This is a genomic window from Achromobacter pulmonis (genome assembly GCF_021733725.1).
Taxonomy (GTDB): Bacteria; Pseudomonadota; Gammaproteobacteria; order Burkholderiales; family Burkholderiaceae_B; genus Achromobacter; species Achromobacter pulmonis.
On the sequence record NZ_JAIFOT010000001.1, the window covers coordinates 276,999 to 290,160 of the forward strand.

Genomic DNA, 13,162 nt, shown 5'->3' on the forward strand with positions numbered 1-13,162 from the left:
ATAAAGAATACGCCTTGGTTTGCATATTCCGCGCCACATGCGCACATCGTCCGCGGTGACCGCGGCAACAGGCAGGAGGCGGCGCGTCGCGATCGACGCGCCGCAATCACGCTACAGCGATACCGTCAGACGGCGTTCGGATTCCAGATATTCGCGCGACTGCATCTCCAGAATGCGCGAGACGGTACGATGGAACTCATTGGCCAGGGCGCCTTCGGTATAAATCTCTTCCGGTTCGCACTCGGCCGACATGATCAGCTTGACGCGATGGTCGTAGAACACGTCGATCAGCCAGGTGAAGCGGCGCGCCTCGGACGCCTGGCGCGGCCCCATGCGCGGCACGCCGGACAGGATCACCGCATGGAAACGGTTGGCCAGCTCCAGGTAATCGTTCTGGGAACGCGGACCGCCGCAGAGCGTGGCGAAATCGAACCACACCACCGAGCCGGCCAGCGCCAGGGCACGAATCTCGCGATGCTCGATGTGCAGCACCGGTTCCTGCGGCGGCGTATCGGCCAGGGTATCGAAGGCCTGCTGCAAGGCCTGCCGCGCCGGCTCGCCGAGCGGCGTGTGATAGCACTGCACCTGCTCGAGCGAACGACGACGGTAGTCGATACCGGCATCCACATTCATCACGTCCATGCGTGCCTGGATCAGCTGGATCGCAGGCAACACACGGTCGCGGTGCAGGCCGTCTGGATACAACGTGGACGGCTCGTAATTGGAGGTCATGACGAACGAGGTTCCGTACTCGAACAACTTGAACAGCAGACGATGCAGGATCATCGCGTCCGCCACGTCCGATACATGGAATTCGTCGAAGCAGATCAGGCGGTACCGCTTGGCCACGCGCCTGGCGACCTCGTCCAGCGGGTCCTGCATGCCCTTCACTTCTTCCAGTTCGCGGTGCACGCCACGCATGAACTCGTGAAAGTGCAGGCGCGTCTTGCGCACCACCGGCACGGTGGCATAAAAGGCGTCCATCAGGAAACTTTTGCCGCGCCCCACCCCGCCCCACAGGTACACGCCGCGCGGCACGTCGGGCCGGTTCAACAGCTTCTTGAGGGCATTCGAGCGCATGGCCTTGAACTTGACCCACTCGTCGTAATAGCGCTGCAGCCGGTCGATCGCCTGCTTCTGGGCGTCGTCGGGCTTGTAGCCGCGCTCGGCCAGGGCGTGTTCGTAGTATTCGCGGACGTTCATGGAGAGGACACAGACAAATGAAAAAAAGGGCGGGTCCGAGAACCCGCCCCCTTTGACAGAGCCGCAACGTGGCGGATCAGAAGTTCAGGGCACGCTTGTCAACGGCCAGGGCGGCTTCCTTCACGGCTTCCGACAGCGTCGGATGCGCGTGGCAGATGCGCGCGATGTCCTCGGCCGCGCCGCGGAATTCCATGATGGTCACGGCTTCCGAGATCAGTTCCGAGGCCATCGGGCCGACGATGTGCACGCCCAGGACCTCATCGGTCTTGGCATCGGCGATCACCTTGGCGAAGCCGGTGGTGTCGCCCAGGGCGCGGGCGCGGCCATTGGCCAGGAACGGGAAGCTGCCGGCCTTGTACTCGCGGCCTTCGGCCTTGAGCTGCTGCTCGGTCTTGCCGACCCAGGCGATTTCCGGCGAGGTGTAGATCACCCACGGCACGGTGTCGAAGTTGACATGGCCGTGCTGGCCGGCGATGCGCTCGGCAACCGCCACACCTTCTTCCTCGGCCTTGTGTGCCAGCATCGGGCCGCGCACCACGTCGCCCACCGCCCAGACGTTGGGCAGGTTGGTCTTGCAGTCGCCGTCCACGGCGATGAAGCCACGCTCGTCGAGCTTCAGGCCCACGGCGTCGGCGTTCAGGCCGCCGGTGTAGGGCACGCGGCCGATCGAGACGATCAGCTTGTCCACCACCAGCTTCTGCTCGGCGCCCTTGGCGTCGACGTAGGGCACGGTGACGGACTTGGCGGTCGCCTTGATCTCGCCGATCTTGACGCCCATCTGGATGTTCAGGCCTTGCTTGGTGAAGGCTTTCAGGGCTTCCTTGGCCACCTGCTGGTCGGCGGCGGCCAGGAACTCCGGCATCGCTTCCAGGATGGTGACTTCGGCACCCAGACGGCGCCACACGCTGCCCATTTCCAGGCCGATCACGCCGGCGCCGATCACGCCCAGCGTCTTCGGCACGGCGCCGATGTTCAGCGCGCCGTCGTTGGACAGCACGACCTTTTCATCGAACGGCAGGCCAGGCAGCTCGCGCGCCGACGAACCGGTGGCGACCACCACGTGCTTGGCAACCAGGTCTTCCTCGGCGGTGCCGGTGACCTTGATGGCCCAGCCGCCCTCGACCTGGCCGGCGAAGGCGCCCTTGCCATGGAAGAAGGTGACCTTGTTCTTCTTGAACAGGTACAGGATGCCGTCGTTGTTCTGCTTGACCACCGTGTTCTTGCGGCCGATCAGCGTGTCGAGCTTCAGGCTGACGCCCTTGACTTCGATACCGTGCTCGGCGAAGTGGTGGTTGGCTTGCTCGTAATGCTCGGACGATTGCAGCAGCGCCTTGGACGGGATGCAGCCGACGTTGGTGCAGGTGCCGCCGGGTGCCGGGCCGCCCTGGCCGTTCTGCCAGGCGTCGATGCAGGCCACCGACATGCCGAGCTGCGCGGCGCGGATGGCGGCGATGTAGCCGCCGGGGCCCGCGCCGATGACGACGACGTCGAATTGTTTGGACATAGTGTTCTCGCGAATGAGGAGGGTGTGGAACTCGCCCCGGCCCACGCATGCCGGCCCGGCAGGCCGGCCGGGCGCCGCCGACACACAGGTCGCGCGGACGCCGGGCTCAGGGCGCCGAGATTACAGGTCCAGCAACAGGCGCTGCGGATCTTCCAGGGCGTCCTTCATGGCGACCAGGCCCAGCACGGCTTCGCGGCCGTCGATGATGCGGTGGTCGTAGGACAGGGCCAGGTAGTTCATCGGGCGGATGACGATCTGGCCGTTTTCCACCACGGCGCGTTCCTTGGTGGCGTGCACGCCCAGGATGGCCGATTGCGGCGGGTTGATGATCGGGGTCGACAGCATCGAGCCGAACACGCCGCCGTTGGAGATCGAGAACGTGCCGCCGGTCATCTCTTCGATGCCCAGCTTGCCGTCGGCGGCGCGGCGGCCGAAGTCGGCGATGGTCTTTTCGATTTCAGCGATGGACAGTTGGTCGGCGTTGCGCAGGATCGGCACCACCAGGCCGCGCGGGCTGCCGACAGCGATACCGATGTCGAAGTAACCGTGGTAGATGATGTCCTTGCCGTCGATCGAGGCGTTGATCAGCGGGAACTTCTTCAGCGCGGCAACCGCGGCCTTGACGAAGAACGACATGAAGCCCAGCTTGATGCCGTGTTCCTTATCGAACTTGTCCTTGTACTTGTTGCGCAGATCGATGACCGCTTGCATGTTCACTTCGTTGAACGTGGTCAGGATCGCGTTTTCCTGTTGCGATTGCAGCAGGCGCTCGGCGATGCGGGCGCGCAGGCGGCTCATCGGCACGCGCTGTTCCGGACGGCCATCCAGCGACAGCGTGGTCGGGGCCGGGGCGGCGGCGGCCTTGGCCGGAGCGGCCTTGGCGGCGGGGGCGCTGGCGTTCAGGGCATCGCCCTTGGTGACGCGGCCGTCACGGCCGGTGCCGGTGACGCTGGCGGCGTCCACGCCCTTCTCGGCGAGGATCTTGGCGGCGGCGGGCGAGGCCACGCCGGCGGCGGCGGTCGAGGCGGGCGCGGCCGGGGCGGCGGCGGCTTGCGCGGCGGCCTTGGGCGCTTCGGCGGCCGGGGCGGTGGCCGGCGCGGCCGCGGCCTTGGCGGCGGTGTCGATACGCGCCAGGACTTCGCCCGAGGTCACGGTGCTGCCATCGCCCTTGACGATTTCAGCCAGGACGCCCGAAGCAGGCGCCGGCACTTCCAGCACGACCTTGTCGGTTTCGACTTCGATCAGGATTTCATCCGCCTCGACGGCTGCGCCGGGTTGCTTCTTCCAGGTCAGCAGGGTCGCTTCGGAAACGGATTCGGAGAGTTGGGGGACGACGACGTCGGTGATAGCCATTTTGTTTGTTCCGTAAAGTATGTGTTCTGGACCGCGCGGCGCGGGCAAAGTTCGAAAACGGTTTTCGCAACTTGCCGCACGCCGCGCGTGCATCGGGTTGGGTTACTTGGTCAGCATGGCCTTGAACTTGGGCGCGAAAGCCGCTTCGATCAGCGCCTTTTGCTGCTCCTGGTGCTTGGCCAGGTAGCCCACCGCCGGCGATGCCGACGCGGCGCGGCCAGCGTAGCCCAGCTTCTGGCCTTCGACCATGTTCTCGTACACGTGATGCTGAACGTAGAACCACGGGCCCTGGTTCTGCGGCTCGTCCTGGACCCAGATCACTTCCGTGGCCTTCGGGTACTTGCGCAGCTCGGCCTCGAAGGCCTTGTGCGCGAACGGGTACAACTGCTCGACGCGCAGGATGGCGACGTTGTCGGCGCCACGTTCACGGCGGGCATTGACCAGATCGTAGTAGACCTTGCCCGAGCAAGCCAGCACGCGCTTGACCTTGGCGGCGTCGATGGCCTCGTCGACCTCGCCGATCACCGGGCGGAAGCTGCCGCCGGCCAGGTCGGTCAGGGGCGAACCCGCGTCCTTGTTGCGCAGCAGCGACTTGGGCGTGAACAGCACCAGCGGCTTGCGGAACGGGCGGATCATCTGGCGGCGCAGCACATGGAAGATCTGCGAGGCCGAAGTCGGCTGGATCACTTGCATGTTGTTGTCGGCGCACAGCTGCAGGAAGCGCTCGATGCGGCCCGACGAGTGCTCGGGGCCCTGGCCTTCGTAGCCGTGCGGCAGCATCAGGGTCAGGCCCGACTGGCGGCCCCACTTGGCTTCGCCGGAGCTGATGAACTGGTCGATCACGACCTGGGCGCCGTTGACGAAGTCACCGAACTGGCCTTCCCAGATGGTCAGGGTGTTGGGTTCGGCGCTCGAGTAGCCGTATTCGAAGCCCAGCACGGCCTCTTCGGACAGCACCGAGTCGATCACGGTGAACGGGGCCTGGCCTTCCGAGACGTTCTGCAGCGGAATGTAGGTGCCGTCGTTCCAGCGCTCGCGGTTCTGGTCGTGCAGCACGGCATGGCGGTGCGTGAACGTGCCGCGGCCCGAGTCCTGGCCGGTGATGCGGATGGCGTAGCCCGACGAAACCAGAGTGGCGAAGGCGAGGTGTTCGCCCATGCCCCAGTCCAGGTTCATCTCGCCCTTGGCCATGGTGCGGCGGTCGTTGAGCAGCTTGGCCACCAGCGGGTGCACCGTGAAGCCTTCCGGCACCGTGGTGATGCGCTCGCCGATGCGCTTGAGTTCGGCCAGCGGCACGGCGGTGTCGGCCTGGTCGGTCCACTTGGCGCCCAGGAACGGCGACCAGTCGATGGCGTACTTGCTCTTGTAGTCGGTCAGCACCGGCTCGATGGTGCGCTGGCCGTCTTCCATCAGCTGGCGGTAGTCCTTGACCAGCTGGTCGGCTTCGCCTTCGGCCAGCACGCCTTGCGTGGTCAGCTTGTCGGCGTACAGCTTGCGCGTGCCGGGATGGTGGCCGATGCGCTTGTACATCAGGGGCTGCGTCAGCGACGGGGTGTCCTGTTCGTTGTGGCCCAGCTTGCGGAAGCAGACGATGTCGACCACGATGTCGTGGCGGAACTGCAGGCGGTAGTCCAGCGCCAGCTTGGTCACGAACACCACGGCTTCGGGATCGTCGCCGTTGACGTGGAACACCGGTGCTTCGATCATCTTGACCACGTCGGTGCAATACAGCGTCGAACGCGAGTCGCGCGGGTCGGACGTAGTGAAGCCGATCTGGTTGTTGATGACGATGTGCAGCGTGCCGCCCGTGCCGTAGCCGCGGGTCTGGGCCAGGTTCAGGGTTTCCATCACCACACCCTGGCCGGCGAACGCCGCATCGCCGTGCACCAGCACCGGCAGCACTTGCTTGCCTTCGGCATCGCCGCGGCGTTCCTGGCGAGCGCGCACGCTGCCTTCGACCACGGGGTTGACGATTTCCAGGTGGGACGGGTTGAACGCCAGCGACAGGTGCACCGGACCGCCACGGGTCGACAGGTCGCTCGAGAAGCCGTTGTGATACTTCACGTCGCCGTCGGTCAGGCCTTCGGCGTGCTTGCCTTCGAACTCGGCGAACAGGTCGCCGGGCATCTTGCCCATGATGTTCACGAGCAGGTTCAGGCGGCCGCGGTGGGCCATGCCGACCACGATTTCCTGGACGCCGTTTTCACCGGCGTGGTTGACCACTTCGTCCATCGAGGCGATGAAGCTCTCGCCGCCTTCCAGCGAGAAGCGCTTCTGGCCGACGTACTTGGTGTGCAGGAAGCGCTCGAGGCCTTCGGACTCGGTCAGCTGCTGCAGGATGTGGCGCTTTTCCTCGGCCGTGTAGGTCGGCGCGCCCAGCGTGGTTTCCAGGCGTTCCTGGATCCAGCGCTTGGCGGCGGGGTCGGAGATATGCGTGAATTCGGCCCCGATGCTGCGGCAGTAGGTGTCGCGCAGCGCCTTCAGGATGTCGCGCAGCGTCATGGTGCTGGCGGTCGTGAAGTACGTGTTGGTGGCCGAGTAGGTCTGATCGAGATCGGCTTCGGTCAGGCCGTAGAAAGACGGGTCGAGCTCGGGGATCGGGGGACGTTCCTGGCGCTTGAGCGGGTCCAGGTCGGCCCAACGCGAACCGAGCGAGCGGTAGGCGGCGATCAGCGACTGCACCGAGACCTGCTTGGAGGCGACGCTCAGGTCGGGTTCGGCGGAGCGCTGCACGAAGGCATTGGCCTTGGCGCGCTGGGCGAACGATTCGACGATGGGAGCGTGGGCCTGGTCGCGGGTGGATTCCTGGCCGTCGGTGGCGGGAGCGTGCTGCAACTGGTCGAAGTATTCGCGCCAGTTGTCAGGTACCGAACCGGGGTTGTCGAGGTAGGCTTCGTAAAGCTCTTCGACGTAGGGGGCATTTCCCCCAAACAAGTAAGACGTGGATAGGGATTCTATTTCCGAAGACATAATCGCTTCACCTTTACGAGTGCTTCACTCGATTACGATGCAGGAAAACCTTCCGCGACACGGGCTTCCCGTTTAGCGGATAGCAGGGGCAGAAGGCGCGTACAAGCCTTGAAAGCCGTATGCATGAAAGTATAACCCTTTGAGTTTATGGGCGTCTTCTTGCGATTGCGTGACGCAAAAGCGCGCCAGGAATGGTTTCATGCGGTGTTGGAATGTCCGTGCAACCCCTGCAATTACGCCGTCTACACGCCCGCAAATTCCGCCAACAAAAAATGCCGCAGCGCGGCATTTTTTCTGGCAAGTGCAGCAGGTGTTGTGCAATAGCCGCGTCACAGCGGCAATGCGGTGGTCGACAGGATCTCTTTCAACACGAAAAAAGTGCGGATCTGGCGCACCCCGGGCAGCTTGATGATCTCTCCCGCGTGCAACTTGTTGAAGCGTTCCAGGTCGCGGATGCGCAGCATCAGGAAGTAGTCGAACTCGCCCGCCACCAGGTGGCATTCGAGGCAGCCGCTGATGCCGCGCGCGGCCTGCTCGAAGTCGGTGAAGGAATCCGGCGTGGAACGATCCAGCACCACGCCCACGATCACCAGCGTGGCCATCTCGACCTCGGCCGGTTCGAGCAGCGCCACGGTCTTCCTGATGATGCCCTCGGCCTTGAGCTTCTCGACCCGCCGCAGGCAGGCCGCGGGGCTGAGGTGCACCCGCGCGCTCAGGTCCAGGTTGGTGATCTGGGCATCCTGCTGCAACAGGCGCAGGATCTGGCGGTCGATACGATCCAGTCCGGCGATGGCGGCCATTCAATACGTCCCTATAAAATTTAATTTTGTGTTTATCTTCTTATCCTCAATATTAATTAAAAAAATAGAAACTCCAAGCCATTAAAAATGCCTTGACTGAAAAAATACGCAATTGACCAGCAATCCGGCCGGTTCCTATGATTTTCCCACCCGCGGCGCCATCAGCCCGGACCCTTCCCCTCAGGAGCCCGCATGGATCTGCAACGCTTTCCCCGCCATCGCCTGACCTTTGGCGACACCCCCATCGAGAAGCTCGAACGCCTCTCCGCCCACCTCGGCGGCAACGTGGAGATTTACGCCAAGCGCGAGGACTGCAACAGCGGCCTGGCGTTCGGCGGCAACAAGCTGCGCAAACTGGAATACCTGATTCCCCAGGCGCTGGAACAGGGTTGCGACACACTCGTCACCATCGGCGGCATCCAGTCCAATCACACCCGCATGGTGGCGGCCGTGGCCGCCAAGCTCGGCCTGGCCTGCGTGCTGGTGCAGGAAAATTGGGTGGACTATTCGGATGCGGTCTACGACCGGGTCGGCAACATCATGATGAGCCGGCTGATGGGCGCCGACGTGCGCCTGGTCGATCAGGGCTTCGACATCGGCTTCCGCCGCAGTTGGGAAGAAGCGCTGGAAGACGTGCGCAAGCGCGGCGGCAAGCCCTATGCGATCCCGGCCGGCGCTTCCGACCATGAACTAGGCGGGCTGGGCTATGTGGGCTTCGCCGAGGAAGTGCGGCGCCAGGAGGCCGAACTGGGCTTCAAGTTCGACTACATCGTGGTCTGCGCCGTCACCGGCAGCACCCAGGCCGGCATGGTGGTGGGCTTTGCCGCCGATGGCCGCGCCGACCGGGTGATCGGCATCGACGCCTCGGCCACGCCCGACCAGACTCGCGCGCAGATCCTGCGCATCGCGCGGCGCACCGCCGACATGGTGGGCTTGCAACGCCCGATCAGCGACAGTGACGTGGTGCTGGACACGCGCTACGCCTATCCGGCCTACGGCCTGCCCTCGGCCGAGACCAACGAGGCCATCCGCCTGTGCGCCCGTCTCGAAGGCATGATGACGGACCCGGTCTACGAGGGTAAGTCGATGCAGGGCATGATGGACATCGTGCGGCGCGGGGAAATCCCCGCCGGCTCGCGGGTGCTGTACGCACATCTCGGGGGGGTACCGGCGATCAACGCCTACAGCTTTCTCTACCGCAACGGCTGACAGCGGCTACGGCGTCAGCGGCTGGCCTTGCGGCGACCTGCGCTGACCCCCTCTGTTTCCGGGTGTCCCCGACGTCCCGCCCGCAGCGCTTGCCGGCGGGACGATCGCTTCATGGCCCTTGGCATCGGCATTGACCTGCGCATTAGGGTCATCACTAATGATGTACATAAATTGTATACAGGAAACGCGGTTTACCTTATCGTGTCATGCACGATGTCCACGCCCGCCCCGCCATGAGCACCTACGACACCACCCGCCCCTACCCCCGCGACCTGATCGGCTACGGCCGCAACCCGCCGCATGCGCAATGGCCCGGCGGCGCCCGCATCGCGGTGCAGTTTGTGCTCAATTACGAAGAAGGCGGCGAGAACTGCGTGCTGCATGGCGATGCCGGTTCAGAACAATTCCTGTCTGAAATGTTCAACCCGGCCTGCTACCCGGACCGCCACCTGAGCATGGAGGGCATCTACGAATATGGCTCGCGCGTCGGCGTCTGGCGCATCCTGCGCGAATTCGAAAAGCGCGGCCTGCCGCTGACGGTGTTCGCGGTCGGGATGGCCTTGCAACGCCATCCCGAACTGGCCGCGGCGCTGGTCGAAATGGACCACGAAATCGCCTGCCATGGCTGGCGCTGGGTGCACTACCAGAACGTGGACGAAGCCACCGAACGCGAACACCTGCGCCTGGGCATGGAGGCCATCGCGCAACTGACCGGGACCCGCCCGCTGGGCTGGTATACCGGCCGCGACAGCCCGCGCACGCGCCGCTTGGTGGCGGACTATGGCGGCTTCGAATACGACAGCGACTACTACGGCGACGACCTGCCGTTCTGGATGCGCGTGCAAAAGAGCGACGGCAGCGTGGCGCCGCAACTGATCGTGCCCTACACGCTGGACTGCAACGACATGCGCTTCGCGCTGCCGCAGGGTTATTCGCACGCCGCCCCCTTCTTCCAGTATCTCAGGGACAGTTTCGACGCGCTCTACGCCGAAGGCGACGAGGCGCCCAAAATGCTCAGTATCGGCATGCATTGCCGCCTGCTCGGCCGGCCCGGCCGCATCGTCGCGCTGCAACGCTTCCTGGATCACATCGCGCGCCACGACCGCGTCTGGGTCTGCCGCCGGCTCGACATCGCCCGGCATTGGCGGGCGCGCCATCCCTATCAACCCGCTTCCTGAACGGCGCAACCATGGCCCACACCCTCGCCCAATTCAATGACGCCACGCCGCAAGACGCGGCCGCCATGCTGGCCGACCTGTATCCGCACGCGCCCTGGGCCGCCGAGCAGGCCGTGCGGGCACGGCCGATGCTCAGCGTGGCCCAGCTGCAGTTGGCCTTGCAGCGCGCGGTGGACGAGACCGACGCCGCCACGCAATTGGCCTTGCTGCGCGCCCAACCCGCCCCCACGCCCGGCGCCGGGGCGGATGCCGCGCGGGCCGCCGACTATGCCGCGCGCTTCGGCTTTCCCTTCATCCTGTCCCACTACGGCCCGCGCGGCGCCGGACCGCAAGACGGCCAATGGGCCCAGGCCCTCGAACGCCGCCAGCACAACGCGCAAGATGACGAACGCCGCGAGGCCCTGCGTCAGTTGCACCGCGATGCCGAAGTGCGGCTGTACGAACGCTTCGGCGTCGAGCCCGACCTGGGCAACGACATCTGGGACTGGCAGGAGAAACTCAGCGCGCACAGCGACCCCGGCTATGCCGAGAACGGCCAGCTCACCGTCACCTACCTGACGGACGCGCACCGTGCCTGCGCGCAGCGCATCTCGCATTGGATGCGCGATTGCGGCTTCGACGAAGTCGGCATCGACGCAGTCGGCAACGTGGTCGGCCGCTACCACGCGGCCCGCGCCGACGCGCCGATCCTGATGAGCGGCAGCCACTACGACACGGTGCGCAACGCCGGCAAGTACGATGGCCGCCTCGGCATCTTCGTGCCGATGGCCTGCGTGCGCGCGCTGCACCGCCAGGGCCGGCGCCTGCCCTACGCGATCGAAGTGATCGGTTTCTCCGAGGAGGAAGGCCAGCGCTATCCCGCCACCTTCCTTGGCTCCGGCGCGCTGATCGGCGACTTCCAGCCGCGCTGGCTGGAACAGCAGGATGCCGACGGCATCAGCATGCGCGAAGCGATGGCGCACGCGGGGCTGTGCGTCGACGATATCCCCAAGCTCAAGCGCGACCCGACCCGCTATCTGGGCTTCGTCGAGGTGCACATTGAACAGGGGCCCGTGCTCAATGAGATGGGCCTGCCGCTCGGCGTGGTCACTTCCATCAACGGCTGCGTGCGCTACCGGGCGCGGATCCACGGCACCGCCTGCCACGCCGGCACCACGCCGATGGACCGGCGCCGCGACGCCGCCGTGGCCGCGGCCGAGCTGATCGTGTTCGTCGAGGGCCGCGCCGCGCGCGACGGCGACTCGGTCGGCACCGTCGGCATGCTGGAAGTGCCCAATGGCTCGATCAACGTGGTGCCCGGCGAATGCCGCTTCAGCCTCGACCTGCGCGCGCCCAGCGATGCGCAGCGCGACGCGCTGGCCACCGACGTGCTGGCCGAACTCGAAGCGATCTGCCAGCGCCGCGGCCTGCGCTACACGCTCGAGGAAACCATGCGCGCCGCCGCCGCGCCCAGCGCGCCGGCCTGGCAACAGCGCTGGGAACGCGCGGTGCAGGCACAGGGCGTGCCGGTCCACCGCATGCCCAGCGGCGCCGGCCACGATGCCATGAAGCTGCACGAGGTCATGCCCCAGGCCATGCTGTTCGTGCGCGGCCAAAACGCCGGCATCAGCCACAATCCGCTTGAATCCACCACCAACCACGACATGCAGCTGGCCGCCCAGGCGATGCAGCGGCTGCTTGACGATCTCGCCAACGAAGCAACGAGCTGAACCATGACCGATTACGCCCGACTCGACGCCTGGGTGGACGCCCACTTCGATGAAGAAGTGCGCTTCCTGCAGGAACTGGTGCGCGTGCCGACCGACACGCCGCCGGGCAACAACGCCCCGCACGCCGTGCGCACCGCCGAACTGCTGCAAGGTTTCGGCCTTGCGGCCGAGTCTCACCCCGTGCCCGCCGACGACGTGCGCGCCTATGGCATGGAGTCCATCACCAACCTGATCGTGCGCCGCGAATACGGCGCCGGCGGCCGGCGCGTGGCGCTCAACGCCCACGGCGACGTGGTGCCGCCAGGCGATGGCTGGGAACACGATCCCTATGGCGCCGAGATCGTTGACGGCAGCCTGTACGGCCGCGCCGCCGCGGTCAGCAAGAGCGATTTCGCCAGCTTCACTTTCGCGCTGCGCGCCCTGGAGGCGGTGGCCCGTCCGCGCCAGGGCGCGGTCGAGCTGCACTTCACCTACGACGAGGAATTCGGCGGCCTGCTGGGGCCGGGCTGGCTGCTGCGCCAGGGGCTGACGAAACCCGACCTGCTCATCGCCGCCGGCTTCAGCTATGAAGTGGTGACGGCGCACAACGGCTGCCTGCAGATGGAGGTCACCGTGCATGGCAAGATGGCGCACGCCGCCATCCCCGCCACCGGCGTGGACGCGCTGCAAGGCGCGGTCGCCATCATGAACGCGCTGTATGCACAGAACGCGCGCTACCGCGAGATCACCTCGCAGGTCGAAGGCATCAGCCACCCCTACCTGAACATCGGCCGCATCGAAGGCGGCACCAACACCAACGTGGTGCCCGGCAAGGTGGTGTTCAAACTCGACCGGCGCATGATCCCGGAAGAAAACGCGGCCGAGGTCGAGGCCGACATCCGCCGCATCATAGGAGAAGCCGCGGCCGCCATGCCCGGCATTCGTGTCGAGATCAAGCGCCTGCTGCTGGCCAACGCCATGCGACCGCTGCCTGGCAACCAGCCGCTGGTCGATGCCCTGCGCAAGCACGGCCAGGAGCTGTTCGGCGAGCCCATCCCCGCCATGGGCACGCCGCTGTATACCGACGTGCGCCTGTATGCCGAAGCGGGCATCCCCGGCGTGATCTACGGCGCTGGCCCGCGCACCGTGCTGGAATCGCACGCCAAGCGCAACGATGAACGCGTCGTGCTGGAAGACCTGCGGCGCGCCACCAAGGTCATCGCCCGCACCCTGGCCGACCTGCTGCAGCCGGCATGA

The 13,162-nt window shown here is 65.7% G+C and carries 9 protein-coding genes; 4 read left to right on the top strand and 5 right to left on the bottom strand.

Going from position 1 to position 13,162, the window contains the following annotated elements:
* Window positions 1–111: 111 nt before the first annotated feature.
* From zapE to K2W61_RS01340, 5 genes are all read right to left on the bottom strand, one after another.
* Complete coding sequence (zapE, locus tag K2W61_RS01320) at window positions 112–1,203, bottom strand: cell division protein ZapE (protein WP_175134895.1); 1,092 nt, start codon at window positions 1,201–1,203, stop codon at window positions 112–114.
* A 76-nt stretch (window positions 1,204–1,279) separates the two neighbouring features.
* Window positions 1,280–2,707 (bottom strand): dihydrolipoyl dehydrogenase, encoded by a 1,428-nt coding sequence (gene lpdA, locus K2W61_RS01325; protein ID WP_175134894.1) that lies wholly within the window; start codon window positions 2,705–2,707, stop codon window positions 1,280–1,282.
* Window positions 2,708–2,827: 120 nt separating this feature from the next.
* The gene (gene odhB, locus K2W61_RS01330; RefSeq protein ID WP_236754967.1) at window positions 2,828–4,060 is read right to left on the bottom strand and encodes a 2-oxoglutarate dehydrogenase complex dihydrolipoyllysine-residue succinyltransferase; all 1,233 of its coding nucleotides are present in this window, start codon (window positions 4,058–4,060) and stop codon (window positions 2,828–2,830) included.
* Between the two features lie 102 nt (window positions 4,061–4,162).
* Window positions 4,163–7,030 carry a 2-oxoglutarate dehydrogenase E1 component gene (locus tag K2W61_RS01335; RefSeq protein ID WP_175135609.1) on the bottom strand — a complete coding sequence of 956 codons (2,868 nt, stop codon included), beginning with the start codon at window positions 7,028–7,030 and terminating at the stop codon, window positions 4,163–4,165.
* Between the two features lie 329 nt (window positions 7,031–7,359).
* A complete protein-coding gene (locus tag K2W61_RS01340; RefSeq protein WP_175135608.1) occupies window positions 7,360–7,830 on the bottom strand; it encodes an Lrp/AsnC family transcriptional regulator in 471 nt (156 codons plus the stop codon).
* A gap of 192 nt (window positions 7,831–8,022) precedes the next feature.
* On the opposite strand from K2W61_RS01340, the gene K2W61_RS01345 reads away from it, so the two are divergent.
* From K2W61_RS01345 to K2W61_RS01360, 4 genes are all read left to right on the top strand, one after another.
* On the top strand, window positions 8,023–9,039 hold the full coding sequence (locus K2W61_RS01345) for a 1-aminocyclopropane-1-carboxylate deaminase (RefSeq protein ID WP_175135607.1): 1,017 nt from the start codon (window positions 8,023–8,025) through the stop codon (window positions 9,037–9,039).
* Between the two features lie 233 nt (window positions 9,040–9,272).
* Window positions 9,273–10,217: an allantoinase PuuE gene (puuE, locus tag K2W61_RS01350; RefSeq protein ID WP_175135611.1), complete on the top strand. Its 945-nt coding sequence runs from the start codon at window positions 9,273–9,275 to the stop codon at window positions 10,215–10,217.
* A gap of 11 nt (window positions 10,218–10,228) precedes the next feature.
* The gene (locus K2W61_RS01355; RefSeq protein WP_175135606.1) at window positions 10,229–11,926 is read left to right on the top strand and encodes a hydantoinase/carbamoylase family amidase; all 1,698 of its coding nucleotides are present in this window, start codon (window positions 10,229–10,231) and stop codon (window positions 11,924–11,926) included.
* 3 nt (window positions 11,927–11,929) lie between these two features.
* A complete protein-coding gene (locus K2W61_RS01360) occupies window positions 11,930–13,162 on the top strand; it encodes a M20 family metallopeptidase (protein WP_175135605.1) in 1,233 nt (410 codons plus the stop codon).

What these genes read in the sequence shown, in the direction of transcription:
- zapE (WP_175134895.1), bottom strand. Translation starts at nt 1,203, where the DNA reads ATGAACGTCCGCGAATACTACGAACACGCCCTGGCCGAGCGCGGCTAC.
- lpdA (WP_175134894.1), bottom strand. Translation starts at nt 2,707, where the DNA reads ATGTCCAAACAATTCGACGTCGTCGTCATCGGCGCGGGCCCCGGCGGC.
- odhB (WP_236754967.1), bottom strand. Translation starts at nt 4,060, where the DNA reads ATGGCTATCACCGACGTCGTCGTCCCCCAACTCTCCGAATCCGTTTCC.
- K2W61_RS01335 (WP_175135609.1), bottom strand. Translation starts at nt 7,030, where the DNA reads ATGTCTTCGGAAATAGAATCCCTATCCACGTCTTACTTGTTTGGGGGA.
- K2W61_RS01340 (WP_175135608.1), bottom strand. Translation starts at nt 7,830, where the DNA reads ATGGCCGCCATCGCCGGACTGGATCGTATCGACCGCCAGATCCTGCGC.
- K2W61_RS01345 (WP_175135607.1), top strand. Translation starts at nt 8,023, where the DNA reads ATGGATCTGCAACGCTTTCCCCGCCATCGCCTGACCTTTGGCGACACC.
- puuE (WP_175135611.1), top strand. Translation starts at nt 9,273, where the DNA reads ATGAGCACCTACGACACCACCCGCCCCTACCCCCGCGACCTGATCGGC.
- K2W61_RS01355 (WP_175135606.1), top strand. Translation starts at nt 10,229, where the DNA reads ATGGCCCACACCCTCGCCCAATTCAATGACGCCACGCCGCAAGACGCG.
- K2W61_RS01360 (WP_175135605.1), top strand. Translation starts at nt 11,930, where the DNA reads ATGACCGATTACGCCCGACTCGACGCCTGGGTGGACGCCCACTTCGAT.